Consider the following 26,989-nt stretch of genomic DNA (forward strand, 5'->3'; position numbering starts at 1 on the left):
GCACACACACGCGCGTGCCGCCGTCGGCGGAGGCCGACTCCACTTGGGCCCTGGTCCGCACCGGCTACGCCGGAATCATGTGGTCCATGGCATGACTGCGTATCAACTTCCCTACGGGGGTCGCGGTCCGGGCCGTTGGCCAGGGACGCTGGACGGTATGGCCATGCCACCCGTACCGCCCCAGCCGCCCGGACCGCCGGGCGACACGCCGCCTCCCGGCGGCCACGGAACACCGCCCTACGGCTTCGGCCCGCCGGACCCCGGATACGGACCGCAGGACCCTGCCTACAGCCCGCCGGACCCTGGCTACGGGCCGACCGATCCGGGCGCCGGGCCACCTGATCCGGGCTACGGCCCGACCGCTGCCGGTCCCAGCCATGGGTCGCCGGAATCGGGCTTCGGGCCGCCGACGCCGCCCTCCGGCACGCCAGGAGGCGGTCCCGGACGGCGCCGGACGCCTCTCTTCACCGTGATCGCGCTGGTCGTCGCCATCGGCGTCATCGCCGCCGTCGCGTTCGCGCTCTCGTCCGACGACTCACCGGACGACGAGCCGGGCAAGGGGACCGGCGGCACACCCACGCCGTCCCGCAGCCTTCCGATCGAGCTGCCCAGCGGACTCCCCAGCGGGCTCCCGAGCGAACTGCCCACCCGGCTGCCCAGCGAGCTGCCCTCAGAGCTGCCGACCGCGCTTCCGACCACCCTGCCGACCCAGCTCCCCAGCGACCTGGAGTCCCTGCTCCCGACCCTGGAAGAGCTGCTGCCGTAGCCCCACGCGCGTGTGTGCGCTCCGAGCAGGCTCACGCGCGCGTGACCGCCGCACCGACGGGGATGAAGGGGGCCGTATCCCGACCCCCGGCCGTCCCCGTCGGCACGGTCCCGCCGTCAGATGCCGTGCGGCAGCCGCACGTACGTCACCGTCGTCTCGATGCCGCTGTCGACCAGCCTGCCCCGGGCGTCGAAGGCGTCGGGGCCGTCCGTCATCCCGAAATCGTTGTCGTTGATCAGAGCGAGCGTGTCGTGGTCCACGCGCGCGACGCCCTCGATCTTCCCGGGCACCCCGGCGACCTTGCCCAGGTCCACCACGAGCCGCTTGGCCAGCACCGGCACCCCGGCGGCGGACGGGTCGGCCAACTGCTCCAGGGACGGCGACGTCGTCTCGTCGTCCCAGCGGCTGCCCAGGATGTTCGCGGACCGCCCGAGCCGGACCACCTGGAGCCGGGCGGCCTTGTCGGTGCGCTCCTCGACCAGCAGTCGGTCGCCGCCCACCGCGACGACGGAGGAGATCTTCAGCTCCGAGGGGTCGTCCTCGCTCGGGTCGACCACGTTCACCGGGTCGAAGCGGTACGCGTACTCGGCGGTGACAGCCTTCTTCCGGGGTGAGAAACGCAGCAGCCGCGCGGTGAGCGACGACTCACCGGCGTCCGTGTCCGGCAGCGACAACGGGCTCTGCACGGCCAGCACGAGGTCACCGCCGGGCAGCAGGGCCAGGCCCTCGAAGCCGCGGTTGATCTTCCGGTGCAGCAGGACCGAGGGCAGCGCCTCCACCACCGGGTAGTCCGTGCCGGTCAGCTTCAGGCCCTCGGGCACATAGCGCGTGAGCACCCTCCCGCGCGCGGACACGTGCACCAGCGAGGGCCCGTACTCGTCGGCGAGCCAGAAGGTCCCATCCGCCGCCCGCACGATGCCCTCGGTGTCCAGCCCGTTCGGGTCGTAGGAGAGCGGCGTCTTCGCGTCGTACGTGTACGGCGCCTCGTCGCGGCCCTTCTGGTTGGACAGCCCCGTGACCGGCTTCCCGGACCGGGTGGTGACCGGGATCGCGTCCACGACCCGCACCGTCTTCCCGCTGACGCGGATCCGCACGATCGCCGGGTCGAAGCCGGGCACGGGGAACGTACGGCGCTTGGTGCCGTCCACCTTGATCTGACCGTTCGGCCCGCGGTCCGTGACCGTCCAGAACTCGCCCTTGCGGCCCGTCGGGTAGATGTCGCTGCCGATGCCGCCGAGGTCCACGCCCCGGTCGTCGCTCACCGTGCCGCGCAGCAGCGCGTTGCTGAACGCCCCGAGCGGGATGTCGCCGAGGGTCGCCGTCCGGGTGACGTGCGCCTGCCCGGACGGCGTGCCGGCAGCGGCCGGTCCGGTGGTGACGAGGGCGGCCAGCACGGCGAGCGGGACTCCGGCCGCGAGGGAACGGTGGACGCGGCGCCGTCCGGTGGCGTGCGGGGACATCTGGCCTCCTGAGGGGCAAGTTCACTGACAGCGGCCAGAGTTGGGTTTCCTTTCGAACGCCGCGCCACATCCGCGTGAACGCGGGGCGTCGGCCGCCCGTCGGACCGACGCCCCTGCTCGTCCCTGCTCGCCCGCACTCGGCGTAAGCGCTTACTGGGCCACCTGCCGAATCACTTGCGCCGCGTCGCGTCCCGAGTCGCCCCACCGGCTCGGCTCACTGGATCGACGCCAGTGCCGTGGCCGGGTCCTGGGCCGCCTCACCGGCCGGCAGCCAGCGGCCGCCCTCCTTGCGGTAGGGCCACCAACGCCCGTCGCGCCCCAGCCGCACCTGACAGGGCGACCCGACGACCGTCCACCGGTTCCCGCGCGCCCGCAACTCCGGCCGTTCGTCACCCTCCCAGGCCGCGTCGACAGCGGCACGCGCGCGTGCGAGGGCCTCGCCCTCCACCGTCCACTCCTCCTCGAACACCGCCAGGGAGGCGGCGCCCCCGTACCGCCACGCGCGTACGGCCGAGGCCAGTTGCTCCCGGCTGCGGCCCGATCCGGCGGCGAGCCGACCCATCGACGCCGCGTCGGCCTCCGGGGCACCGGGAGCACCCACCGCGAGCCGCACGGCATCCTGAGCCACCGTCAAATCCGCCTCGGGCTTACGCCCTTCCGCGCCGCCGTACAGCAACTCGGCGAGCAGCAGACGCGCGTCCACGGCGGTCCGCGCGGCCAGGACTTCCAGCGCCGCCGCATCCACCCCGGGCGGCGGCGGTGCGTCGGTGTCCAGCGAGGGCGGCACGCCCGGCTCCTCCGGCAGCCCGGGAAGGGCCGGCAGCGGCGGCAGGACGTCCCCGGCCGCGTACGCCTCCCGGGCGTCCGTCCCCTCCGACAGCGGCGCCTCCGACTCGGCGGCGGGCCCGTTGGTGCCCCGGGCCTGGAGGTCGTCCAGCAGGGCCTGTTCGGTGCGCCCCCTGAGCAGCAGGAGCACGAACGGGTCCTCGTCGAGCAGCAGGGCCACCTGATAGCAGAGCGCCGCGGTGTGGCCGCAGTGGTCCCACGCGCCGCAGCCGCACTCGGCCTCCAGGTCTCCCAGCCCCGGCAGCAGGTCGACGCCGGCCGTCTGCGCGTCCTCGACCAGATCGGGCGGCATCTCCCGGTCGAGCAGCGCCGCGACGTGCCCGGACCGTTCCGCCGCCAGCCCCAGGAATCGATCCCACTCGGCGTCCGAGAGCACGCCGAGCAGGACGTCGGCCCGGTGCGGGGTGCCGTCGCGGTCCCGGACGACCGCCGTGATGCGGCCCGGCCGCACCGACACCGCGCCCACGGCACCCGCGCGCGCGAACCGGCGTCCCGCACGCACCTGTTCACCGTCCAGCGCGCCGTCCTCCAGCGCTGCCAGCCAGGCCCGCCCCCACCACGTTCCGGCGAATCCACGCCCGCGCGCGGGAGGCGACGCCGCGAACGTGCGCTCCTGCCCGTCGTCCGTACGCTCCCGACGGTCGTCGGATCCGTTCATCGCGTCCCCCCTCGCAGCTCGACCAGTTCGGCCAGTTCGGCGTCCGTCAGTTCCGTGAGCGCGGCCTCGCCCGAGCCGAGCACGGCGTCGGCGAGGCCCTGCTTGCGGCGCAGCATGTCGGCGATACGGTCCTCGATCGTGCCCTCGGCGATCAGCCGGTGCACCTGCACGGGCCGGGTCTGGCCGATGCGGTACGCCCGGTCGGTGGCCTGCGCCTCGACGGCCGGGTTCCACCAGCGGTCGAAGTGCACGACATGCTCCGCGCGCGTGAGGTTGAGCCCCGTACCGGCCGCCTTCAGGGACAGCAGGAACACCGGCACCTCGCCGTTCTGGAAACGGGCGACCATCGCCTCGCGTTCCGCCACCGGCGTGCCGCCGTGCAGGAGTTGGGTGGGCACGCCGCGTGCGGCCAGATGGCGTTCCAGCAGCCGCGCCATGTGCACGTACTGCGTGAAGACCAGCACGCTCGCCCCCTCGGAGAGGATCGTGCCGAGCAGTTCGTCCAGCAGCTCCAGCTTCCCGGAGCGTCCGGTGGTCCTCGGCCGCTCCTCCTTGAGGTACTGCGCCGGGTGGTTGCAGATCTGCTTCAGGCCGGTGAGGAGCTTCACGATCAGCCCGCGCCGCGCCATGTCGTCGGCATCGGCGATCGCCGCGAGGGTCTCGCGCACCACGGCCTCGTACAGGCCCGTCTGCTCCGGGGTGAGGTACACCGGGCGGTCGGTCTCGGTCTTGGGCGGCAGCTCCGGGGCGATGCCCGGATCCGACTTGCGGCGGCGCAGCAGGAACGGCCCGACGAGCCGGGCGAGCCGCTCCGCTGCGGCCGGGTCCGCGCCGCTCTCGACGGCCCGCGCGTACCGCGTGCGGAAGGTGCCCAGCCGGCCGAGCAGTCCTGGGGTCGTCCAGTCCAGGATCGCCCACAGCTCCGACAGGTTGTTCTCCACGGGCGTGCCCGTGAGCGCCACGCGTGCGCGTGCGCCGATGGTGCGCAGCGCCCGCGCGGTCGCCGAGTACGGGTTCTTCACATGCTGGGCCTCGTCCGCCACGACCAGCCCCCACGGCACCCGGCCCAGCCGGTCCGCGTCGAGCCGCAGGGTGCCGTACGTGGTGAGCACGAACTCCCCGGCGCCCAGGTCGTCCAGATCGCGTCGCGGTCCGTGGAAGCGGCGCACCGGCGTACCGGGGGCGAACCGCTCGATCTCGCGCTGCCAGTTGCCCATCAGCGAGGTAGGGCAGACCACGAGGGTCGGACCGGCGGACGACGGGTCGGTCTGGCGATGCAGATGCAGGCTGATCAGCGTGATGGTCTTGCCGAGCCCCATGTCGTCGGCGAGACAGCAGCCCAGTCCCAGGGAGGTGTTGCGGGCCAGCCAGTCCAGACCGCGCCGCTGATAGTCGCGCAGGGTGGCCCGGAGCGCGGCGGGCTGTTCCAGCGGCTCCCGCGCCTCGGGTGCCGTCAGGCGCTCCCGCAGGGCCGCCAGCCACCCCGTGGACCGCACCTCGACCCGGCGGCCGTCGACCTCGGTCGAGCCTGTCAGGGCGGCGCCCAGCGCCTCGACGGGGGTCACTTTGTGATCCTGCCGTGCCCGGGCACGGCGCAGCTCCTGCGGATCGATCAGGACCCACTGGTCCCGGAGCCGCACCAGAGGGCGGTTGGCCTCGGCGAGCCGGTCCAGCTCCTCCCGCGTGAGCCGCTGGTCGCCCAGCGCGAACGACCACGTGAACGACAACAACGCGTCCGCCGACAGGAACGACGGCGTGTCCGCCGACAGTGCCGACGGCAGGGCCGTGCCGGGGCGGTCCCGGTCCGTCCCGTCGTCCGGCGGGCCCACCACCGCGCGGGCGGTCAGGGTGCGGGCCAGTTCCCTCGGCCAGTGCACCTCGACGCCCGCTCCCGCCAACGCCCGGCAACCCTCCCCGAGCAGCTCCGCCACCTCCTCGTCGACCAGGACGACGGCGTCCGGCACGCCGGCCGACAGCAGCGGCGTCAGCGCGGGCCAGGCCCGGGCCGCGCGGCGCAGGGCGAGCAGGGCGTCCATCCGCGTGCGGGGACCGAACGCGCCCCGCGCGACACCCGAGTCCGCCCAGACCTCGGCGGCGTCCGCCACCAGCCCCGGATCGCTCACACTGTGCACCTGCGGCACGGCCCGGAACACGGGGCCGACGACCGCCTCGGCGGGGGACACCGGGGTGTCGACCCGCGCGGTGTCCGACCCGGCGGTGTCGATCCCGTCCGTCGCCAGCCCCGACACCTCGATCCGCAGGGAGACCCGCACGCCCGCGTCGTGCCCGGCGGCCACGTCACCCGCCCAGGCGCGCAGCCCGGGAACGTGCTGCGGCTCGGCGGCCGCGTAGACCGGTCCGCCGGTCAGGAGCGGGGCGGCGGGGGAGCGGGGCAGGGTGTCCGCGACCGCGTCCAGGAAGGCGCGCAGCAGCCGCTCCGGGTCGGGCAGGCGCAGGCCCGGCCCGTCGTCCACCGGGACGGCGTGGGCCTCGGGCGGCATCGAGGCGGCCAGCCGGCGTACGGCCTCCAGGTCCTCCGGCCCCAGCGGGCCGATGCGCCAGGCGTCGTGGTCGCCCGCCGACAGACCGGGCAGCAGCAGACCGCGTGCCACGCATCGCAACGCCAGCAGGGCGGCCGCGCCCCAGAACGCGGCGGACCGGTGACCCTCCGAGGCGACACGCGCGCGTGCGAGCACCGGCAGGGCCTGTCCCACCGGCAGCATCAGGGCCGGCACCCGCGCGAGCGCCATCCCGCTGCCCGCGGGCACCACGACGGACAGCTCCTCGGCCGAGTCCACGCCTTCCATGTCGCCGTCGGGCAGCCAGAAGGCGACCCGGCCGGACCGGGCCGGGTCGCCGGGCACGAACACGGCACGGCAGCGGGCTGGTTCGAAGAACTGGGACGGTGCTTCCACGGAAACCTTCTCGACAGAGATGAGCTACTCCTCAAGTTTGACTACTGACGGATGGTCGAGAGTACAGGATTGCGGACCGAAGTGATCTCAGGGTTGCCTGGGGGAGACCTCAGGGACGTCTCAGGGTCGCCTCCGGAACCGTGCGCGGCCCGGACCCGTTTTCATGGCAGAGAGCGGCAATGGCCGTGAAGGAGGCGACGCAGATGTCGAGAAACGCGAAGATCGCCGTGGGAGGAGTCGCGGTCGGGCTCCTCCTGCTGATCTGGCTGCCCTGGTGGGCGGCTCTGCTGATCGTGGTGGGAATACCGGCGGCGGCCTATCTGACCCTGGACCCCGCGCAGCGGCGCAGGCTGCGCAGGGTCACCCGGAAGGAGCTGGGCCGCTGACGGAACCGGGAGCGCGGCACGGGCCCTGACGCCCCGTGCCGCACCGCCCCCCGAACCTGTGCGTCCCGTCCGGCCCCGCTCAGAGCGGCCGTACGGCCATCTTGTCGAGCGCCTCCAGGAGACCGGGCAGCTCGGGTCCCCGTCCGACCGGCAGCACCTCGCCGGGCTCGTCGTCCAGCAGGACGAACGCGATGTCGTCGGTCCGCGCCACCAGTGACCAGCCGGGACCGTCGGCCCGCAGCGTGCGCGCGTCACCCGGGGCGAAGGAGGACCGTACGCGGCCGAGCGGGGGCGGGGTGTCCACGTACGCCCGTACCTCGGCGAGGACGCGTCGGATGCCGCTGTGGCCCTTCGGCGCGTCCTTCCCGGACGCGTCCGACTCCGCGCCGCCGTCCGCCTCCGTGGCCGCGTCGGTGCCCGCGTCCCCGTCCCTCGGGGACGCGTCCGACCCGGTGCTCCCGTCCGCGCCGTCGGAGCCTGCGCCGGCGTCGGCGTCCTTCCCCTGCGGGAGGGCGAACTCGGAGTCGTCGATCTGCTCGCGCCACACCGCCCACTGGAGGGCGATCTCGTCCGCGCCCAGCCGCCGCTGGGCCGGGCCCCAGACCGTGGTGTCCGGCGGGGCGAGCGCGGGGATGTCGATGACGTCCGGCCCCGGATCGTGCGGTGCGGGCACGTTGGGCGCCGCGACGGCCACCGCGAGGGGCCAGCCGGGCAGAGCGGCCACGACCGTCCGCTCGTCGGGCGACAAGTCGTACTCCATGCCGCAGTCCCATGACGCGATGGCCACGGCCACCAGGGACACGTCGTCGATGACGACCGTCCAGCGGGCGCCCTCGCCGTCCTGGCCCAGCACCAGGCCGTAGCCGTCGGCCAGCGGTGCGAGACCCAGGGCCGCACAGGCCTCCGGGTAGTCGTCGCCCAGCACACTCGGGAACTTCGCCGGCGTCAGCAGCACCGCCGTGAGCACATAGAGCGCATCGTCCGCGGCGGCGACGGCGTCCTCGTCCGTCCCTGCCATCCCAGCCTCCCCATCGGTTCGTCCAACGGCGCGCACCCTAGTGCGGCCGGAAGCAGCTTGTCACGACTCCCCGACATACTCGGAGCTGCTGTTTTCCGACCTGCCGGGGCGAATCGACCCTCGGGTGTGCCGCACCCCTCACGCGGCGGGCAGCCCGAGGAGCGCCCGGGCCACGGTCCGCGGCGACTCGTCGCGCTCCCGCGCGAGGGCGAGGACGGCGCGGCAGGCCAGCTCGTTGACCCCGAACGAGAGCGCCTCCGGCGACACCCAGCCGGACGCCTCGTCGATCCGATCCTGATCGTCCTCGATGGAGGCGGAGACGTACGCGGCGGCCGCCTCGAAAATGTTGTGCGGACGTTTGCCGCCGGCCTTCACCTCCCCGCCTTCCTCGCGGCCCTGCCGCGAGGGCGCGCGCGTGGCGCCGAGAAGCCCTGCCCAGACCTTGCGGACCGCGTCGAACATCCCGGCCACCTTCCCCCTGGGGGTTGTCCCCGTCGAGCTGGACGTGCCGTGCCCTCTCCTCACCGTAGAGACGCGACGGAGGCCGGAGAAGAGGGCGTGGCCGCTACGGGGCGGGAGCGGCGGGGATCAGTCGCCCAGTGAGGTCAACGTGTCGTGCAGCCAGTCGAGTTCCGCCCGGGACGTGGCCCGCGCGATGGCCAGCACGCCGCGCCGGAACGGGTCGTCCGGTTCCTCGGCGCGCAGCGGCCGGTCGCCCTCGTAGAAGAAGCTCGTCGGTTCCTGGAGGAAGGCCAGGCGGCGGCGGAGCACGGCTGCCTGGGCGGCCGGGTCGTCGAGGTGGCGGAGGAAGGCGAGCACGGTGAACCAGCGGTTCTCGTCGGTGATGTCGCGCGCGGCCGGGTCGGCGAGGCGTCGGCGCAGTTCGCTCCGGCCGTCGTCGGTGAGTGTCAGGACGTGCCGGGGTGCGGCCACCGCGCCGGGTTCGGTGGCGCGGATCAGGAAGCCCGCCTTCTCGAGGCGCTTGATCGCCGGATACAGGGTGCTCTCGGCGACCGGACGCACGTGACCCGTCAGGGCCGTGATGCGTTTGCGCAGCTCATAGCCGTGCAGGGGGGCGTCGTACAGGAAGCCGAGGATGGCTAGCTCCAGCATGCCCGCATCATACTCCGTTGACGTAATACATCGGTGCCGATGTATGGTCGGGGTGTACCGAGAGCAGACGTGGGCGACCCGAGGGGGAGAGACGATGCGGCAGGCCGTGTTCGACAGTGCGGGAAGCTGTGTCCGCTGGACGGAGACGCCGGGCGCGGAACCCGCGCGTGTGTATGTGCACGGCCTGGGCGCCGCCTCGGCGGTGTACCACGCGCACGTGGCGGCCCGTCCCGAACTGGCAGGCCGGCGCAGCCTGTTCGTCGACCTCCCCGGGCACGGCATCAGCGACCGGCCCGAGGACTTCGGCTACACGCTGGAGGAGCACGCCGACGCCCTGGCGGCCGCGCTCGACGCGGCCGGGGTGAGCGGCGCAGAGCTGGTGGGGCACAGCATGGGCGGCTCGGTGGCCGTCGTCCTGGCCCACCGCCGGCCCGACCTGGTGTCCCGACTCGTCCTCACCGAGGCCAACCTCGACGCGTTCCCGCCGCCCTCCGCGGGCAGCAGCGGCATCGCCTCCTGGACCGAGGAGGAGTTCCTCGACGGCGGGTACGCGCGTGTGCTCGACCGCGTGGGCCTCGTGTGGGCCGCGACCATGCGGCTGGCCGACCCGCGTGCCCTGCACCGCAGCGCGGTCGGGCTCCGGCGCGGCTCCGCCCCGGTCATGCGGGAGATCCTGACCGGGCTGCCGGTCGAGCGGGTCTACCTCCAGGGCGGCCGCAGCGGCGCACTCGACGGCGCGCACGCCCTGGAGGAGGCCGGAGTGCGGGTGATGATGGTCCCGGACGCCGGTCACAACATCATGTTCGACAACCCCGCCGCTTTCGCGAAGGCGGTCGCCGGCACGGGGTGAGACCTCAGCTCGCGCGTGCGGCGAGGGCCAGGAAACGCGTGTCCTCGTCGACGTACGACGTCATGCGCCAGCCGGAACGGGCCAGCAGAGGGCGCAGTTTGGGCTCCGCGCGCAGGTCGTCCGAGGTGATCCGGCGGCCCTGGCGGGCCGCGAGCGCCGCCCTGCCGATCGGGTGGAACAGCGCCAGCGTGCCGCCGGGGCGCACCACTCGCGCCAACTCCCGCAGATTCCCGGTCGGGTCGGCCAGATGCGAGACGAGCCCGGCACCGAACACGGCGTCGAACGCCCCGGACCGCAGCGGCAGCGCGGCCACGTCGCCGAGCAGCAGCCGCCCGTCGCGGTCCCGTCCGCCCCGTACGGCGGCCTCCAGCATCGCCGGCGTCAGATCCAGGCCGACGACCACTCCCGTCGGCCCCACGGCGGCACGCAGCGGCGTCAGGGCCCGCCCGGTGCCGCAGCCCGCGTCCAGCACCCGGTCCCCGGCCCGCAGTCCGAGGCCGGCGACCGCGGCCGCGTAGGCGGGACCGTCGTCGGGGAAGCGGCTGTCCCAGTCCGCCGCGCGCGCGGTGAAGAACTCCTGGACGTGCGTGTGATGGTCGCTCATGGTCCGTATGGTCCCCCACCGACACGGACGGCGTCGCTGCGCACATGTTCGAGCGTCAGCCGATCGGACCGGCGCATTTCGGCGTCAGATTCCATCACCTTTCGAAATGCGCCCCCTGTGTGCTTCCGTGCTCCCACTAGCGTCCCCTGGCCATGGGACACCTGGACCACGCCGCGTTCGGCTGGCTGACCCCCGTGCTGTCGTACGCGATGGCCTGCATCGGCGCCGCCCTGGGGCTGCGCTGCACCGTGCGCGCGCTGGGCGCCACCGGGCGCTCCCGCCGCAACTGGCTGATCACCGCGGCCTCGGCGATCGGGACCGGCATCTGGACCATGCACTTCGTGGCCATGCTCGGCTTCGCCGTCAGCGGCACCGACATCCGCTACGACGTTCCGCTGACCGTGCTCAGCCTGCTCGTCGCCATGGTCGTCGTCTGCGCCGGTGTCTTCGCCGTCGGCTACGGCCGCGACCGCACGCGCGCCCTGCTCGTGGGCGGTCTCACCACCGGGCTCGGCGTGGCGAGCATGCACTACCTCGGCATGGCCGCGGTCCGGCTGCACGGTGAGGTGACCTACGACCTCATGCTCGTCGCGCTGTCGGTCCTGATCGCGGTCGTCGCCGCGACCGCGGCCCTGTGGGCGGCGCTCAACATCAAGTCGCCGGTCGCGGTCACCGTCGCGTCCCTCGTCATGGGCGCGGCGGTCAGCAGCATGCACTACACCGGAATGCTCGCGGTGGGCGTGCGCGTGACGCCCTCCGGCGCGGCGCTGCCCGGGGCCACGGCGATGCAGTTCATCTTCCCCCTCGCCGTCGGCCTCGGGTCCTACCTCTTCCTGACCTCGGCCTTCGTCGCCCTGTCACCCACCACCGGGGAGCGTGAGGCGTCCGCCTTGGCCCAGCAGGCACCGGACGGCGCCACCACCCGTCCGCGGGCCCGGACCGCGTGACCCAAGCGGACGACTCCACCCCCGAACCCCCGCCGAGCGAGGAAGCCATGGAACCCCTGCCGAGCGAGGAGACCATGCGAACACCCCGGAGGACCCCCGCGGCCGCTGCCGACGCGCCGCGCCCTGTGCGCGGGCGGCGCGCCCACGCCGGATCACCCGCCGACGAGGAGCCGCACGCGTGGACGGACGGCCCCGCCGACCCGGCACCCACGCGCGCGGGACGCCGGCGCATCCGCCCGCGCACCGTGCGCGCCAAGATCGTCTGCCTGCTGATGGTGCCGGTCGTCTCCCTGCTGGCCCTGTGGGCGTACGCCACCGTCAGCACCGCCCAGGACATCTCCCGACTGCGCCAGTCGCAACGCGTGGACGCCGAGGTCCGCACCCCCGTCACGGCCGCCGTCACCGCCCTCCAGAGCGAACGGGCGGCCGCCGTCCGGTACGCGACCGCCCCCGCCGCCGGGCGGGACGGGGACCTGAAGGCCCTCGCCGAGCGCACCGACGCCGCCGTGGCGGCGCTCCGCCTCGGCGAGCACGGAACCGTCGCCGACGGCCGGGAACTGCCCCCAGGCGTCGGACAACGGCTGGAGGCGTTCCTCTCCGGGGCCGAAGAACTGCGCACCCTGCGGACCGCGGTCCTCGACGGCCGCGCCGACTGGGAGGAGACCTACGCCCGCTACACCGGCACGATCTCGGCCGCCTTCTCGGTCGGCGGCGCGCTCTCCGGCATCCAGGACGCCGGACTCGGCTCGGACGCGCGCGTACTGCTCGAATTCGCCCGCGCGGGAGAGGCACTCGCCCAGGAGGACGCCGTCCTGGACAGTGCGCGCCCGGCCGGCCGACTCGACGGCGAGCGCCTGCGGCGGTTCACCGGCGCCGTCGACACCCGCCGCGCCCTGACGGCGTCGGCCGCAGCGGATCTGCGCGGACCCGAACGCGCCGCCTGGCAACGCCTCTCCGAGAGCAGTGCCTTCGCCACCCTGACCGCCACCGAGGACAAGGTGCTCGCCGCCCGCGGTTCCGGCGCACGGGCCGTCGCCGCCGCCCCGGCGGCCACCTGGGATCCCGCGCACACGCGTGTGCAGAACGGCATGCGCACCATCGAGGCCGACGCCGGCCGCGAAGCCGCCGACCGCGCCGACCCGTTCACGCGCGGACTGCTCACCCCGGCCGGTGCCGCCGTCCTGTTCGGCCTCGCCGCCGTCGCCGCCACGCTCGTCATCTCGGTACGCATCGGCCGCGGACTCGTCGTCGAACTGGTCAGCCTGCGCAACGGCGCCCTGGACATCGCCCGCCGCAAACTCCCCGAAGCCATGCGGAGACTACGCGCCGGCGACGAGGTCGACATCCACGCCGAGGCCCCGCCCGGGCCACCCGCCGAGGACGAGACCGGCCAGGTCGCCGAAGCGCTCACCACCGTCCACCGTGCCGCCCTGCACGCCGCCGTCGAACGCGCCGAACTCGCCGACGGCATCTCCGGAGTGTTCGTCAACCTCGCCCGGCGCAGCCAGATCCTCGTCCACCGCCAGCTCAGCCTCCTCGACAGCATGGAACGCCGCTCCGACGACCCGAACGAACTGAGCGACCTCTTCCGGCTCGACCACCTCACCACCCGCATGCGACGCCACGCGGAGAGCCTGATCATCCTCTCCGGCGCCGCACCCGGCCGCGCCTGGCGCACACCGGTGTCCCTGACCGACGTGGTCCGCGCCGCCGTCTCCGAGGTCGAGGACTACGCGCGCGTGGAGGTGCGTCAGCTCGCCGAGACGGCCGTCGTCGGCACCGCCGTCGCCGACCTCACCCATCTGCTCGCCGAACTCGTGGAGAACGCCGCCCAGTTCTCACCCCCGCACACACGCGTGCGCGTCACCGGCGAACCCGTGGGCAACGGATACGCCGTCGAGGTCGAGGACCGCGGCCTGGGCATGGGCAAGGACACCCTCGCCGAGGCCAACCGGCGCATCGACCGGTCCGAGGCCCTCGACCTCTTCGACAGCGACCGACTCGGCCTGTTCGTGGTCAGCCGGCTCGCCGCCCGGCACGGCGTCAAGGTCCACCTGCGGACCTCCCCCTACGGCGGCACCACCGCGGTCGTACTGCTGCCCACGGCCCTGCTGCACAACGCCCAGCCGGAACGTTCCGCCAGGGAGCAGGCGGCGCCTGACCCGGCCGCCGCCCCGACCCCGGCCGCCCACAACCCGGCCGTACTGCACCGCGCCGCACCGAACCGGGCCGCACTGGATCCGGCCGTACCGGAACAGGCCGCACGACCGGCACAGCCCGCACCGGCACGGCCCGCCGAACGCGCCCACACGCGTATGCCCGACCACGACGAACGGCGTCAAGGGCACCAAGGACCCGTCCCCGCCCCCACCGACCACCGCACGCTCACACCCCCCGCCCGGGCCGCCGCCGAGCCGAAGGCCGCCGCCACCCCACCACCTCCCGGAGTCACCACCTTGCGCCTGCACCGCCCCCCGGACGATTCCGCCGGACCGGAGGACCTCCCACGTCGGGTACGGCAGGCGAGCCTCGCCCCCCAACTACGCCGCCCGCACCCCGGGGAACCGGCCCCCGCGTCCGCACCGCCCGACGACGACCGGCGCACCCCCGAACTCGTACGGGACCGCATGGCCGCCTACCGCGACGGCTGGGCACGCGGCGGCGGCAGACAGCCCGGCCAGGCAAGCACCCCGGATCCGGCCCCGGGCGCAGACAGCAGCGAAGGAGACCTCTCATGATCCAGGACCCGAGCATCAGGCCGCCCCAGCGGTCCGGCGAACTCGACTGGCTGCTGGACGACCTGGTGACCCGGGTGGGCGAGGTGCGGCACGCCGTCGTCCTGTCCAACGACGGGATCGCCGTCGGCGCGTCGACCGGCCTGCGCCGGGCGGACGCCGAACACCTTGCCGCCGTCGCCTCCGGCTTCCACAGCCTCGCCAAGGGCGCCGGCCGGCACTTCGGCGCGGGCGGCGTGCGCCAGACGATGGTGGAGATGGACGACGCGTTCCTGTTCGTGGCCGCCGCGGGCGACGGCTCCTGCCTCGCCCTCCTCACCGCCGTGACCGCCGACATCGGCCTCGTCGCCTACGAGATGGCACGCCTGGTCAAACGGGTCGGCGAGCACCTCCGCACCGCGCCTCGCCTCGCCGGGCGCCCGCCCGCCGCCGGCTGAGGCGAGAGAGCGACCCCCACGGATGACCGAGGACACGACCGCCGCCGCCCGGCAGGACCCGGGCAGCCAGTGGTACGACAGCGAGGCCGGGCCCCTCGTCCGCCCGTACGCGATGACCGGCGGACGGACCCGGCCCGGCCCCAGCGGAGTGCGCTTCGACCTGATCGCGCTGGTCACCCTGGAGCCGGGCACCCCCGGCACCGAGGCGACGGCGGCGCTCGGACCCGAACACCGCACCCTGATCGGCCTGTGCCGGGCGGAGACCCAGTCCGTCGCCGAACTCTCGGCGGGCGCCGACCTCCCGGTGGGCGTGGTCAGAGTGCTCCTCGGGGACCTGCTCGAACTCGGCTGCGTCACCGTCAGCCGTCCCGTGCCCCCGGCCCACCTGCCGGACGAACGCGTTTTGCGCGAGGTCATCGAAGGACTGAGAGCCCTGTAGGCACGCCGTCCCCGCCGGTGGACGCGACGACCGATGCGGACGGGTACGGACCGGCCCCGCACCGGTTCGCGCACACCTTCGCACCCCGAACAGGCAACAGCGGAGTCAGATCGGCCAGATAGCGGTCCAACCCCATGGAAAGGGCCCTCGGTTGCCATGATGCTGACGTCGCACGACCACCACAGACTCTCCTGAGAGAAGTGATCCATGGTCTCCGAGCACACCGACGCCTCCGGTGACGACACCACACCCCTGGCCCTGAAGATCCTGGTCGCCGGCGGATTCGGCGTCGGCAAGACCACCCTGGTCGGCGCGGTCAGCGAGATCAAACCGCTGCGCACCGAGGAACTGCTCAGCGAGGCGGGCCGGTCGGTCGACGACACCGGCGGCGTCGACCGGAAGGTCACCACGACCGTCGCCATGGACTTCGGCCGCATCACCATCCGTTCCGGCCTCGCCCTCTACCTGTTCGGCACCCCCGGCCAGGACCGCTTCTGGTTCCTGTGGGACGAACTCGCGCAGGGGGCCCTGGGCGCTGTCGTCCTTGCCGACACCCGGCGTCTGGAGGACTGCTTTCCCGCGGTCGACTACTTCGAGCACCGGCACATCCCGTTCGTGGTCGCCGTCAACTGCTTCCAGGGCGCCCGCTCCTACGGCGCCCAGGACGTGTCACGGGCCCTCGACCTCGACGGCGGCACCCCCGTCGTCCTGTGCGACGCCCGTGACCGCGCCTCGGGGAAGGAGGTGCTCATCCGGCTCGTCGAGTACGCCGGGCGCATGCACACCGCCCGGCTGCTCGACTCCGTCGGCTGACGCGCGCCGGGCGCACGCCCCTCCCCGTCCCCCTGCGGACGACGTCCCTCCGGACGCGCCGCGTCGCCCGACTCCTTGCCCCCGCCACCGAACCTGGGGAAGGGTGGCGGACAGACCCTCCGGCACGGCGGAGGACGCAGGGGACACGTCACCAGGGGAACCTCACACGGGGGAGACGGGACATGGGGCAGAAAGAGAGACTGGGCTGGCTGCTGGACGACCTGACCGAGCGGGTCGACCACGTCCGCCACGCGCTGGTCCTGTCCAACGACGGGCTGGTGGCGGGCCAGAGCCGCGGACTGCGCCAGGAGGACGCCGAGCACCTCGCCGCCGTCTCGTCCGGCCTGCACAGCCTGGCCAAGGGATCCGGACGCCACTTCGGCGCGGGCCAGGTCCGCCAGACCATGATCGAGTTCGACGACGCCCTGCTGTTCGTCACCGCGGCCGGCACCGGAAGCTGCCTGTGCGTCCTGAGCGGCGTGGAGGCCGACATGGGCCAGATCGCCTACGAGATGACGCTGCTCGTCAGCCGGGTCGGCGAGCATCTGACCGTGGACGCCCGAGAACCCGACCGCGACCCCTTCCCTGACCTCTGACCTGCGCTTTCTCCTCGCGGATTGCTCTCGCCGCGAAGTTATCCACAGGCTTGCCACGAGATCCGCGAACCGGGCTACGGTTTTCCCGTGAGTCGCCGTCGCACACAGCGACGGACCGACCGCATCACGTCACCTTGCTCCACTTCACTTCACGGGGGAGACCGACCATGTCCGGCAACACCGTCACGCCATCGCACGCCTCACCGCACTCCGAGTCCCGCACACCCACCCGAGCGGCGCGCGAACTGGGACTCAAGCGCCGTGAGTTCGACCTCGCGGTCCACCTCGGGCAGATCAGGACCGTGCCCGACGAAGGGGGAGGGGGCCGTCGCGTCCTGCCGGCGGAGATCGACCGGCTGCGCGCCCGGCCCGGCTTCCCCGGGGCACTGAGGGAGAGCGTCCGGGCCGTCGGCACCGGCGAGGCCGCCGCGATCCTGGGAGTGCCCGCCACCCGGTTCACCCGCCTCGCCCGCCAAGGGGTGATGGTGCCGGTCACCTTCTATCTGAACCGCTACCGCGCCGTCGTCTGGCTCTATCTGGCCGAAGAACTACGGCAGTTCGCCGCCGACGAGAGCAGCGCCGCACTGCTCACGGCCCGCACGCCCGAGCCGATGCGGGCCAGGCTGGCCGCCGGGCTGGACCTGCGCCCCCGGAACTGGCGGGGACGCCACCTGGGCTTCCTGCTCCGCCAGGCCGACGACCCCTGGCAGCGCGCCGGAGCCCTGGCGAGGTTCCTCGATCCGGTCCAGATCGCGGAGATCGTCAGGGACCCCTACGAACGCTCGCACCTGAACCGGTTCCGGCCCGCGCCGGTCGGCCACAGCGCCCCCGGCACCCCTGCCGCGCACCTCGTCGAGAAGCTCACGACGGCCGACGACCCCGACGAGATCGGCTGGCTCAGGTCCGACCTGGCCCGCACCCTCGAAGAGGCCCGCGCCCATCACCCCGCGCCACGGCCCGCCATGACGCCCCGGCCGGGGGAGGCGGTTCCGCCGCCGGTCACAAACACCCGCCCGGCCCCGCCGGACCGGCATCGGACACCCGAGCGGAAGTCTCGCGGTCTCCTCGGCCGACTCCTCCGCAGAAGCGCGTGAACCACCGGCGTCACAGCGCGCGGAACAAGCCCTCCTGCACGACCGACACCAGCAGCCGCCCCTGAAGGTCGTAGATGCGGCCACGGGCCAGCCCGCGGCAGCCCGTCGCGATCGGCGACTCCTGGTCGTACAGGAACCACTCGTCCGCGCGGAACGGACGGTGGAACCACATCGCGTGGTCCAGCGACGCCATGTCGAAGTTGCGCGGACCCCACAGCGGTTCCACCGGCAGCCGCACCGCGTCCAGGAGCGTCATGTCACTGGCGTAGGTGAGCGCGCAGGTGTGCACGAGCGGATCGTCGCCGAGCGGCCCGACCGCGCGCATCCACACCGCGCTGCGCGGCTCGGCGTCCTTGACCTCCTCGGCGCTCCAGCGCAGCCGGTCCGCGTACCGGATGTCGAAGGGCTGACGGCGCGCCATCCGCTCCAACTGCTCGGGCAGCGCGCCCAGATGCTCCCGGATCTCGTCCGTCACCGACGGCAGGGACTCCGGGTCGGGAACCTCACGCGCGGGCGGCAACTGGTGCTCGAAGGGTCCTTCCTCAGGCTTGTGAAAGGAGGCGGTGAGATTGAAGATCGTGCGGCCCTGCTGCACCGCGGTGACCCGGCGCGTCGTGAACGACCGCCCGTCCCGCACCCGTTCGACCTGGTACACGATCGGCACCCCCGGCCGGCCCGGACGCAGGAAGTACGCGTGCAGCGAGTGCACCGGGCGGTCGCCTTCGGTGGTCCGGCCGGCCGCGACCAGCGCCTGGCCCGCCACCTGCCCGCCGAACACCCGCTGGAAGGACTCCTGCGGGCTGCGGCCGCGGAAGATGTTGACCTCGATCTGCTCCAGGTCGAGCAGGTCGACGAGCCTCTCGGCCGGGTTCGTCATCGGTGTGCTTCTCCTGTGCCTCGCGCTGTTGTCACAACTGGCCGACCTGGGTGACCCGGACGACCGCCCGGCCCTCCGCGTCGGAGGCCACGAGATCGATCTCGGCGCTGATGCCCCAGTCGTGGTCGTCGTCGGGGTCGTCGAAGATCTGACGGACCCGCCACAGACGGTCCTGCGGCTCCTCCTGGATGATGAGCAGCTTGGGACCGCGCGCGTCCGGGCCGGTGCCCAGGTCGTCGTACTCGTCCCAGTACTTGTCCATCGCCTCGCCCCACGCGTCGGCGTCCCAGCCGGACTCGGCGTCCATCTCGCCCAGCTCGTCGACCTGGTCGAGCGCGGCGAGTTCGACGCGGCGGAACAGCGCGTTACGGACCAGGACGCGGAAGGCGCGCGCGTTGGCGGTGACAGGCTTGACCTCGTCGGCCTTCTCCTGCGCCTGCTCGGCGGTCAGCTCCTCCGGGTTGGCCAACTGCTCCCACTCGTCCAGCAGACTGGAGTCGACCTGGCGCACCATCTCGCCGAGCCACGCGATCAGGTCCTGGAGGTCCTCGGACTTGAGGTCGTCCGGCACCGTGTGGTCGAGGGCCTTGTAGGCGCCGGCCAGGTAGCGCAGCACGATGCCCTCGGTGCGGGCCAGTTCGTAGTAGGACACCAGCTCCGTGAAGGACATCGCCCGCTCGTACATGTCACGGATGACGGACTTCGGCGACAGCGGATGGTCGCCGACCCACGGGTGGCTCTTGCGGTACGTGTTGTACGCGTGGAAGAGCAGCTCCTCCAGGGGCTTCGGGTACGTGATGTCCTGGAGCCGCTCCATGCGCTCCTCGTACTCGACGCCGTCCGCCTTCATCGCGGCGACCGCCTCCCCGCGCGCCTTGTTCTGCTGGGCGGCGAGGATCTGCCGCGGGTCGTCGAGCGTGGACTCCACCACGGAGACCATGTCCAGCGCGTACGACGGCGACTCCGGGTCCAGCAGCTCGAACGCGGCCAGCGCGAAGGTCGACAGCGGCTGGTTCAGCGCGAAGTCCTGCTGGAGGTCCACGGTGAGCCGCACGATACGGCCGGTGGCGTCCGGCTCGTCCAGCTTCTCCACGATCCCGCCGTCCAGCAGCGAACGGTAGATCGCGATGGCCCGCCGGATGTGCCGCAACTGCTGACGGCGCGGCTCGTGGTTGTCCTCCAGCAGATGACGCATCGCCGCGAAGGCGTTGCCGGGCCGGGCGATCACCGACAGCAGCATCGTGTGCGTCACCCGGAAACGGGACGTCAGCGGCTCCGGGTCCGACTCGATCAGCTTCTCGAAGGTGTTCTCCGTCCAGCCGACGAAGCCCTCCGGCGCCTTCTTGCGGACCACCTTGCGGCGCTTCTTCGGGTCGTCGCCCGCCTTCGCGAGCGCCTTCTCGTTCTCGATGACGTGCTCGGGCGCCTGCGCGACCACCAGACCCGCCGTGTCGAAGCCGGCCCGCCCGGCCCGGCCCGCGATCTGGTGGAACTCACGGGCCCGCAGGGTACGCACCCGGCTGCCGTCGTACTTGGTGAGCGCCGTGAACAGCACGGTGCGGATGGGCACGTTGACGCCGACGCCGAGGGTGTCCGTACCGCAGATCACCTTCAGCAGACCGGCCTGGGCGAGTTTCTCCACCAGACGCCGGTACTTGGGCAGCATGCCGGCGTGATGCACGCCGATGCCGTGGCGCACGTACCGCGACAGATTGCGGCCGAACTTGGTGGTGAAGCGGAAGTTGCCGATCAGTTCGGCGATCTGTTCCTTCTCCTCGCGCGAGCACATGTTGATGCTCATCAGCGCCTGCGCCCGCTCCACCGCCTGCGCCTGCGTGAAGTGCACGATGTAGACCGGGGCCTGCCGGGTCTCCAGCAGATCGGTGAGCGTCTCCGTCAGCGGGGTGTAGCGGTACTCGTACGACAGCGGCACCGGCCGGGTCGCCGAGCGGACGACCGCGGTCGGGCGGCCGGTGCGCCGGGTGAGGTCCTTCTCGAAGAAGGACACGTCGCCGAGGGTCGCCGACATGAGGACGAACTGCGCCTGCGGCAGCTCCAGGATGGGGATCTGCCAGGCCCAGCCGCGGTCGCCCTCGGCGTAGAAGTGGAACTCGTCCATGACGACCTGGCCGACATCGGCGTTCTTGCCGTCGCGCAGCGCGATCGAGGCGAGCACCTCGGCGGTGCAGCAGATGACCGGGGCGTCGGAGTTGACGGACGCGTCGCCGGTCAGCATCCCGACGTTCTCGGTGCCGAAGATCTTGCACAGTTCGAAGAACTTCTCCGACACCAGCGCCTTGATCGGGGCCGTGTAGAAGGTGACCTCGTCACGGGCGAGGGCCGCGAAGTGCGCCGCCGCCGCGATCATGCTCTTCCCGGAGCCGGTGGGCGTCGACACGATCACGTTCGCGCCGGAGACCACCTCGATCAGCGCCTCCTCCTGGTGGGGGTAGAGCGTGAGACCGCGCTCCGTCGTCCAGGACTCGAAGGCTTCGTACAGGGCGTCGGGATCTGCGGTAGGCGGCAACTGATCGATGAGGGTCACGCCCCCATCTTGCCTGTCCGCACCCTCGATGGGGGAATCGGCTGCCGGACCGATGATCACGGGAGCTACGCTGTGTCGCCGACGGAGCGTCATCGCACCCGGTCAACTGGACAGCGGCACACGAGGAACAGGGCGGGCAACGGCCATGATGGGACCAGCACACTCACTGTCGGGCGCCGCCGCCTGGCTCGGCGTCGGAGCGGCCGCGGCCGCGGCGGGGCACACGATGCCCTGGCCCGTTCTGCTCGTCGGCGCGCTGATCTGCGCGGGTGCCGCACTCGCCCCCGACCTCGACCACAAGGCCGCGACCATCTCGCGGTCCTTCGGACCCGTCTCGCGCTGGCTCTGCGAGGTCGTGGACAAGCTGTCCTACGCCGTCTACAAGGCCACCAGGAAGCAGGGCGACCCGCGCCGTTCCGGCGGCCACCGCACCCTGACGCACACCTGGCTGTGGGCCGTCATGATCGGCGCGGGCGCCTCTGCGCTGGCGATCGCCGGCGGCCGCTGGGCGGTCCTCGCCATCCTCTTCGCGCACATGGTGCTGGCGATCGAGGGTCTGCTGTGGCGGGCGGCGCGGGGTTCGAGCAGCGACGTCCTGGTGTGGCTGCTCGCCGCGACCAGCGCGTGGATCCTGGCCGGCGTCCTGGACAAGCCGGGCAACGGCTCGGACTGGCTGTTCACCCAGCCCGGCCAGGAGTACCTGTGGCTGGGCCTGCCGATCGTGCTGGGCGCCCTGGTGCACGACATCGGGGACGCGCTGACCGTCTCGGGCTGCCCGGTGCTGTGGCCCATCCCGATCGGCCGCAAGCGCTGGTACCCGATCGGCCCGCCCAAGGTGATGCGCTTCCGGGCCGGAAGCTGGGTCGAGCTGAAGGTGCTGATGCCGGTGTTCATGGTGCTCGGCGGCGTGGGCGCCGCGGCGGCCCTCAACTTCATCTGAGGCCCGCCGGGCGCGCGCCCGGCGCACGTGGGGAGACCGGCGGCTCAGGCGCCGCCGCTCTCGCCGTAACGCCGCTCGAAGGCGGCGATCCGGCCCTCCGTGTCCACCGTGCGGGCCTTGCCGGTGTAGAAGGGGTGGCTCTCCGAGGAGATCTCCACGTCCACCACCGGGTAGGTCTCGCCGTCGTCCCAGTCGATGGTCTGCTCGCTGGTCGCGGTGGACCGGGTCAGGAAGGCGTATCCGGCGGCACGGTCGCGGAAGACGACCGGGTGGTAGTCGGGCTGCGTGTCCTTGGGCATGGATGCTCCTCGTGCGTCGTCACGTGCGCCGTCGGCGGAATGGGGACGCGGACGGTCCGGCCGGGGACGGCCGGGTCACCCGGACAGGGCGTCCTCGTCGACGATGTGCATCGCGGCCTCCTCGGCGGAGGCGGCGGCGCCGTCGATCCCCACGTCGGTGGCGACCAGCGCGCTCTCCTCGTCCTCGTGGGTGCCCTCGTCGGGCGCCACGAGACGGCCGGAGCGGGCCGCGCCCACCTCGTTGTCGAGGAGTTCCCCGTCGGTGCCGTCGCAGTCGCCGAGGCCGTCCCCGTCCGGTACGGCGAGATCGGGCACTTCCTCCGAGAGCCGCTGGTCCAGCGTCTCGCCCTCCCGGCGCTCGGCGGCCGTCACCCCGGTGTGCTCCACGGCCCAGGGCCGCTCCGGAGGGGACCAGCCGCGATCGAGAGGGTCCTCGACACCGTCGTTCACGAGGGTGTCCTCCGCGTCGAGCAGTCCGGCGTCGTCCTGGACGTCGGAGGAGTCGGGCTGGTAGACGTCGTCCCCCCATCCGTCGGCGCTGTTCACGGGTACCTCCAGGGGGTGACGGGCCCGTTCTCACCGTGGCCGGCGGTGCGGCACCGCCGTACGGGGCACAGGTCGGGCGGGGTGCGCGTCGGCCGGGTTCCGGCCGGCTCCCGCTCGGGTGCCGTTATCCAGCGTTCCATCACGCTTCGGCACCGCGCAACGCCAGACGCCACGCCCGCACCCCGCGCACCCCGCCCGACCGCCCCGGAGCACCCGCCCCCGCAACCCCGGACGGCCGGGCCCGGACCGGGTCTGCCCGCTACCGTCCCAGCCCTGTCGGCCGGGCCCGGCGCGGGTCTGCCCGTTCCCCCGCCACCCCCACCAACCGCGCCCGGATCGGCCCCTCCCGTTCCCCCGTCACCCGTGCCAGGAGCGCCAGAGGGCCGCGTACGCGCCGTTCGCCTCCACCAGCTCCGTGTGGCTGCCCAGCTCGCTGATGCGGCCGTTCTCGACGACGGCGATGACGTCGGCGTCGTGCGCGGTGTGCAGGCGGTGGGCGATGGCGACGACAGTGCGGCCGTCCAGGACGCGGGCGAGCGACCGTTCGAGGTGCCGGGCGGCGCGCGGGTCGAGCAGCGAGGTCGCCTCGTCCAGGACCAGTGTGTGCGGATCGGCGAGGACCAGCCGGGCCAGGGCGATCTGCTGGGCCTGCGCCGGGGTGAGCGTGGCCCCGCCGGAGCCGACCTCGGTGTCCAGGCCGTCGTCCAGGGCGCGGGCCCAGCCGTCCGCGTCGACCGCGCCGAGCGCCGCCCACAGCTCGGCGTCCTCGGCGCCGGTCCTGGCCAGCCGGAGGTTGTCGCGGAGGGTGCCGACGAAGACGTGGTGCTCCTGGTTGACGAGCGCCACATGGGAGCGGACGCGTTCGGCGGTCATCCGGGACAGTTCGGCGCCGCCGAGGGTGACCCGGCCGTCGCGGGGCGCGTAGATGCCGGCCAGCAGCCGGCCCAGCGTGGACTTGCCCGCACCCGAGGGACCGACCAGCGCCAGCCGGGTGCCGGGCGCGACCTCCAGGGACACCTTGCGCAGCACGTCGACGCCCTCGCGGTACCCGAAGTGGACCCCGTCGGCGAGCACGTCCCGGCCGTCCGGCGCCAGCCCGGAGTCGCCGCCGTCCGGCTCGATGTCGCGGACCCCGACGAGCCGGGCCAGCGACACCTGCGCCACCTGGAGTTCGTCGTACCAGCGCAGGATGAGGTTGACCGGGTCGACGAGCATCTGCGCCAGCAGGGCGCCGGTGGTGAGCTGGCCGACGTCGATCCAGCCGTGCAGGACGAACACGCCGCCGAGGACCAGCACCGACCCCAGCACGGTGACATGCACCAGGTTGATCACCGGGAAGAGAATCGACCGCAGCCACAGGGTGTAGCGCTCCCACGCCGTCCACTGCCGGATCCGCAGCTCGGACAGGGCGATGCGGCGGTCCCCGAGGCGGTGGGCCTCGACGGTGTGCCCGGCATCCACGGTCTCGGCGAGCGCGGCGGCCACGGCGGCGTAACCGGCGGCCTCGGAACGGTAGCCGGCCGGCGCCCGCTTGAAGTACCAGCGGCAGCCCACCACCAGCAGCGGCACGGCGAACAGGACGGCCGGGGCGAGCGGCGGTGCCATGACGACGAGTCCGCCGAGCAGCAGCCCCGCCCACATCACACCGATGGTGAGCTGCGGTACGGCCTCGCGCATCGCGTTGGCCAGCCGGTCGATGTCCGTGGTGATGCGGGACAGCAGGTCACCCGTGCCGGCCCGCTCCAGGACGCCCGGCGGCAGCCGCACCGACCGGACGAGGAAGTCCTCGCGCAGGTCGGCCAGCATCCGTTCGCCGAGCATCGCGCCGCGCAGCCGCACCTGGCGCACGAAGGCCGCCTGCACGACGAGGGCGAGCACGAACAGGGTGGTGGTGAACCCCAGACGGAGTTCACGCGCTCCGTCCGACAGCCGTTCCACGAGGTCGCCCAGGAGCCAGGGGCCCACCATGGACGCCACCGTGGCGACCGTGTTGACGACGAGCAGGACCAGGAAGGCACGCCGGTGCCTGCGGAGCAGCTCGGCCACGTAGCCGCGCACGGTCGCCGGGGCGCCCACGGGCAGGGTGCTCGCCGTCGTGGGTGCCGCCGGGTCGTAGGCGGGCGGTGCCACGCCGATCATGCCGTCTCCTCGATCTCTTCCAGCGCGTTCAGGTTCTTCTTGCCGAGGGCGTCGAAGGTGCCGAGCGCCTCGAGCCGGCTCGCGCCCGGTCCGGTGCCGTCGAGCGCCTTGAGCCCGTCTGCGCTCGCCTCCGCGCTCGCCTCCGTGCCGTCGAGCGCCTTCTCCTCGTCGGTCTCCCGGGTCACGACGGCCCGGTACCGGGGCTCGGTGTGCAGCAGTTCGCGGTGCGCGCCGACCGCGGCGACCTCGCCCTCGTGCACCAGGACCACCCGGTCCGCCCGGTCCAGGAGCAGCGGGGACGAGGTGAACACCAGCGTGGTGCGCCCCGCCCGCAGGTCCCGTACGCCGTCGGCGATCCGTGCCTCGGTGTGCGAGTCGACGGCCGAGGTGGGTTCGTCCAGGACGAGCACCTCGGGGTCGGTGAGCAGCGACCGGGCCAGGGCGAGGCGCTGCCGCTGGCCGCCGGAGAGCGAGCGGCCGCGCTCGGTGATCAGCGCGTCCAGCGGATCGTCGGCGTCCAGCGAGCCCTGGACGAGCGCGTCCAGCACGTCCCCGCACTGGGCGGCGGCCAGCGCGGCCGCGGGCTCCACGGCACCCGAGGCGGGCACGTCGAGCAGCTCGCGCAGGGAACCGGACAGCAGCACCGGGTCCTTGTCCTGGACGAGGACGGCGGTGCGCGCGGAGTCGAGCGGCAGCTCGTCCAGCGGCACCCCGCCGAGCAGGACCGACGGGCCGTCGTCCTGCGCGGGGTGCCCGCCCAGCCGTTCCGCCAGCCGGCCCGCCGCGTCCGGGTCGCCGCACACCACGGCGGTCAGTCGGCCGGCCGGGGCGAGCAGTCCGGTGGCCGGGTCGTACAGGTCTCCGGCGGGCAGGTCGGCCGTGCGGGATCCGCCGGCGTCCGTGGCCCGCTCCAGCGACAGCACGCGCGCGGCGCGCCGTGCCGAAGGGCGGGAGAAGGAGTAGGCCATCGCGATCTCCTCGAAGTGCCGAAGAGGGTAGGTGAGGACCATGACGGAGCTGTAGACGGTGACCAGTTCACCGACGGAGATCCGGCCCTCGTGGGCCAGCCGGACGCCGTACCAGACGACCGCGATCAGGAGCAGGCCGGGCATCAGGACCTGGATGGCGCTGATCAGGGCCCACATGCGGGCGCTGCGCACGGCGGCGTGCCGCACCTCCTGGGATGCCTCGCGGTAGCGGTCGAGGAACAGGTCCTCGCCGCCGATGCCGCGCAGCACCCGCAGGCCGGCGACGGTGTCGGAGGCGAGTTCGGTGGCCCGTCCGGCCTTCTCGCGCTGGAAGTCGGCGCGGCGGGTCGCGGGCGGCAGCAGCGGCAGCACCGCGAGCGCGAGGACGGGCAGTCCCACGGCCACCACGACGCCGAGCGCCGGCTGGTAGACGACGAGTCCGATCACGACCAGCACGACGGTGAGGGCCGCGGCGGTGAAGCGGGAGACGGCCTCCACGAACCAGCCGATCTTCTCGACGTCCCCGGTGGACACGGCGACGACCTCGCCGGCCGCGACCCGCCGGGTCAGCGCGGAGCCCAGCCGGGACGCCTTGCGGGCGAGGAGTTGCTGCACGCGGGCGGCGGCGGTGATCCAGTTGGTGACGGCGGCGCGGTGCAGGAAGGTGTCGCCGATCGCGGTGGCGGTACCGCACAGCACCATCAGCCCGCCGGTGAGGGCCAGCCGGCTGCCGGAGCGGTCCACGACGGCCTCGATGGCGAACCCGACGCAGAAGGGCAGGGCGGAGACGGCGACGAAGTGCAGCATGCCCCAGGCCAGCGCCTTGAGCTGGCCGCCGAGCTGGTTGCGGCCGAGCCACCACAGAAAGCGGGCTCCCGAGCGTACGTCCGGCACACCCGGGTCGGGGTACGGAAGGTCTTGGATCTGCATGACGTCCCAGTGGCTCGTGTCAGGAGGGTGAGAGAAGGGCGAGTGAGGGGTGAGATGGCTCGACAGCA

Annotated in this window: 24 protein-coding genes; 11 read left to right on the forward strand and 13 right to left on the reverse strand. The window is 73.2% G+C overall.

All coding sequences use genetic code 11. The annotated features are described in order from the left end of the window. The first annotated feature begins 469 nt into the window (after positions 1 to 469). Positions 470 to 766 carry a hypothetical protein gene (locus G6W55_RS38295; protein ID WP_309243648.1) on the forward strand — a complete coding sequence of 99 codons (297 nt, stop codon included), beginning with the start codon at positions 470 to 472 and terminating at the stop codon, positions 764 to 766. 116 nt (positions 767 to 882) lie between these two features. On the opposite strand, the gene G6W55_RS06255 is transcribed toward G6W55_RS38295, so the two are convergent. The 3 genes from G6W55_RS06255 to G6W55_RS06265 form a co-directional block, all read right to left on the reverse strand. Next, entirely contained in the window at positions 883 to 2,226 is a 1,344-nt protein-coding gene (locus G6W55_RS06255; RefSeq protein ID WP_175519777.1) for an esterase-like activity of phytase family protein, read from the reverse strand. Positions 2,227 to 2,440: 214 nt separating this feature from the next. Continuing rightward, positions 2,441 to 3,730, reverse strand: a complete 1,290-nt coding sequence (locus G6W55_RS06260; RefSeq protein WP_175519778.1) for an SWF or SNF family helicase — start codon at positions 3,728 to 3,730, stop codon at positions 2,441 to 2,443. Further along, a complete protein-coding gene (locus G6W55_RS06265) occupies positions 3,727 to 6,645 on the reverse strand; it encodes a DEAD/DEAH box helicase (protein ID WP_375372434.1) in 2,919 nt (972 codons plus the stop codon). Before G6W55_RS06265 ends, G6W55_RS06260 begins: the two co-directional genes overlap by 4 nt. 203 nt (positions 6,646 to 6,848) lie before the next feature. On the opposite strand from G6W55_RS06265, the gene G6W55_RS06270 reads away from it, so the two are divergent. Next, positions 6,849 to 7,031 (forward strand): hypothetical protein, encoded by a 183-nt coding sequence (locus tag G6W55_RS06270; protein WP_030786723.1) that lies wholly within the window; start codon positions 6,849 to 6,851, stop codon positions 7,029 to 7,031. A 79-nt stretch (positions 7,032 to 7,110) separates the two neighbouring features. Here G6W55_RS06270 and G6W55_RS06275 read toward each other — a convergent pair whose 3' ends face one another. From G6W55_RS06275 to G6W55_RS06285, 3 genes are all read right to left on the reverse strand, one after another. Beyond that, positions 7,111 to 8,049 carry a hypothetical protein gene (locus G6W55_RS06275; RefSeq protein WP_175519779.1) on the reverse strand — a complete coding sequence of 313 codons (939 nt, stop codon included), beginning with the start codon at positions 8,047 to 8,049 and terminating at the stop codon, positions 7,111 to 7,113. Between the two features lie 138 nt (positions 8,050 to 8,187). Further along, positions 8,188 to 8,511: a hypothetical protein gene (locus tag G6W55_RS06280; protein ID WP_175519780.1), complete on the reverse strand. Its 324-nt coding sequence runs from the start codon at positions 8,509 to 8,511 to the stop codon at positions 8,188 to 8,190. A gap of 126 nt (positions 8,512 to 8,637) precedes the next feature. Further along, positions 8,638 to 9,162 (reverse strand): PadR family transcriptional regulator, encoded by a 525-nt coding sequence (locus G6W55_RS06285; RefSeq protein WP_175519781.1) that lies wholly within the window; start codon positions 9,160 to 9,162, stop codon positions 8,638 to 8,640. A gap of 94 nt (positions 9,163 to 9,256) precedes the next feature. Here G6W55_RS06285 and G6W55_RS06290 point away from each other — a divergent pair, with 94 nt between their 5' ends. Continuing rightward, entirely contained in the window at positions 9,257 to 10,012 is a 756-nt protein-coding gene (locus G6W55_RS06290) for an alpha/beta fold hydrolase (protein ID WP_175519782.1), read from the forward strand. 4 nt (positions 10,013 to 10,016) lie between these two features. On the opposite strand, the gene G6W55_RS06295 is transcribed toward G6W55_RS06290, so the two are convergent. Beyond that, entirely contained in the window at positions 10,017 to 10,616 is a 600-nt protein-coding gene (locus G6W55_RS06295) for a class I SAM-dependent methyltransferase (RefSeq protein ID WP_175519783.1), read from the reverse strand. A 152-nt stretch (positions 10,617 to 10,768) separates the two neighbouring features. Here G6W55_RS06295 and G6W55_RS06300 point away from each other — a divergent pair, with 152 nt between their 5' ends. From G6W55_RS06300 to G6W55_RS06330, 7 genes are all read left to right on the forward strand, one after another. Next, entirely contained in the window at positions 10,769 to 11,563 is a 795-nt protein-coding gene (locus G6W55_RS06300) for an MHYT domain-containing protein (protein WP_175519784.1), read from the forward strand. A gap of 74 nt (positions 11,564 to 11,637) precedes the next feature. Then, the gene (locus tag G6W55_RS06305; protein WP_175519964.1) at positions 11,638 to 14,301 is read left to right on the forward strand and encodes a nitrate- and nitrite sensing domain-containing protein; all 2,664 of its coding nucleotides are present in this window, start codon (positions 11,638 to 11,640) and stop codon (positions 14,299 to 14,301) included. After that, entirely contained in the window at positions 14,298 to 14,735 is a 438-nt protein-coding gene (locus G6W55_RS06310; protein WP_175519785.1) for a roadblock/LC7 domain-containing protein, read from the forward strand. Before G6W55_RS06305 ends, G6W55_RS06310 begins: the two co-directional genes overlap by 4 nt. 22 nt (positions 14,736 to 14,757) lie before the next feature. Then, a complete protein-coding gene (locus G6W55_RS06315; RefSeq protein ID WP_175519786.1) occupies positions 14,758 to 15,174 on the forward strand; it encodes a DUF742 domain-containing protein in 417 nt (138 codons plus the stop codon). A 207-nt stretch (positions 15,175 to 15,381) separates the two neighbouring features. Further along, a complete protein-coding gene (locus tag G6W55_RS06320) occupies positions 15,382 to 15,987 on the forward strand; it encodes an ATP/GTP-binding protein (protein WP_175519787.1) in 606 nt (201 codons plus the stop codon). 182 nt (positions 15,988 to 16,169) lie between these two features. Next, a complete protein-coding gene (locus G6W55_RS06325) occupies positions 16,170 to 16,583 on the forward strand; it encodes a roadblock/LC7 domain-containing protein (RefSeq protein ID WP_175519788.1) in 414 nt (137 codons plus the stop codon). 167 nt (positions 16,584 to 16,750) lie between these two features. After that, positions 16,751 to 17,677: a DUF6397 family protein gene (locus tag G6W55_RS06330; protein WP_175519789.1), complete on the forward strand. Its 927-nt coding sequence runs from the start codon at positions 16,751 to 16,753 to the stop codon at positions 17,675 to 17,677. A 10-nt stretch (positions 17,678 to 17,687) separates the two neighbouring features. Here the strand turns inward: G6W55_RS06330 and G6W55_RS06335 are convergent, their stop codons facing one another. Beyond that, positions 17,688 to 18,554 (reverse strand): acyl-CoA thioesterase II, encoded by an 867-nt coding sequence (locus G6W55_RS06335; RefSeq protein WP_175519790.1) that lies wholly within the window; start codon positions 18,552 to 18,554, stop codon positions 17,688 to 17,690. Positions 18,555 to 18,585: 31 nt separating this feature from the next. Beyond that, positions 18,586 to 21,099, reverse strand: coding sequence for an RNA helicase (locus G6W55_RS06340; RefSeq protein WP_175519791.1), 2,514 nt, complete (start codon positions 21,097 to 21,099; stop codon positions 18,586 to 18,588). 145 nt (positions 21,100 to 21,244) lie between these two features. Here G6W55_RS06340 and G6W55_RS06345 point away from each other — a divergent pair, with 145 nt between their 5' ends. Next, entirely contained in the window at positions 21,245 to 22,039 is a 795-nt protein-coding gene (locus tag G6W55_RS06345) for a metal-dependent hydrolase (RefSeq protein WP_175519792.1), read from the forward strand. A 44-nt stretch (positions 22,040 to 22,083) separates the two neighbouring features. On the opposite strand, the gene G6W55_RS06350 is transcribed toward G6W55_RS06345, so the two are convergent. The 4 genes from G6W55_RS06350 to G6W55_RS06365 all read right to left on the reverse strand — a co-directional run bounded on the left by G6W55_RS06350 (position 22,084) and on the right by G6W55_RS06365 (position 26,921). Continuing rightward, positions 22,084 to 22,338, reverse strand: coding sequence for a type B 50S ribosomal protein L31 (locus G6W55_RS06350; protein WP_175519793.1), 255 nt, complete (start codon positions 22,336 to 22,338; stop codon positions 22,084 to 22,086). A 75-nt stretch (positions 22,339 to 22,413) separates the two neighbouring features. Next, positions 22,414 to 22,884 carry a DUF5709 domain-containing protein gene (locus G6W55_RS06355; RefSeq protein WP_030786776.1) on the reverse strand — a complete coding sequence of 157 codons (471 nt, stop codon included), beginning with the start codon at positions 22,882 to 22,884 and terminating at the stop codon, positions 22,414 to 22,416. Between the two features lie 357 nt (positions 22,885 to 23,241). Then, entirely contained in the window at positions 23,242 to 25,023 is a 1,782-nt protein-coding gene (locus G6W55_RS06360; protein WP_175519794.1) for an ABC transporter ATP-binding protein, read from the reverse strand. After that, positions 25,020 to 26,921 (reverse strand): ABC transporter ATP-binding protein, encoded by a 1,902-nt coding sequence (locus G6W55_RS06365; protein ID WP_175519795.1) that lies wholly within the window; start codon positions 26,919 to 26,921, stop codon positions 25,020 to 25,022. The genes G6W55_RS06360 and G6W55_RS06365 overlap by 4 nt, the downstream gene beginning before the upstream one ends. Between the last annotated feature and the right edge of the window lie 68 nt (positions 26,922 to 26,989).

This window comes from Streptomyces sp. CAI-85 (assembly GCF_013363615.1).
Taxonomy (GTDB): domain Bacteria; phylum Actinomycetota; class Actinomycetes; order Streptomycetales; family Streptomycetaceae; genus Streptomyces; species Streptomyces antibioticus_B.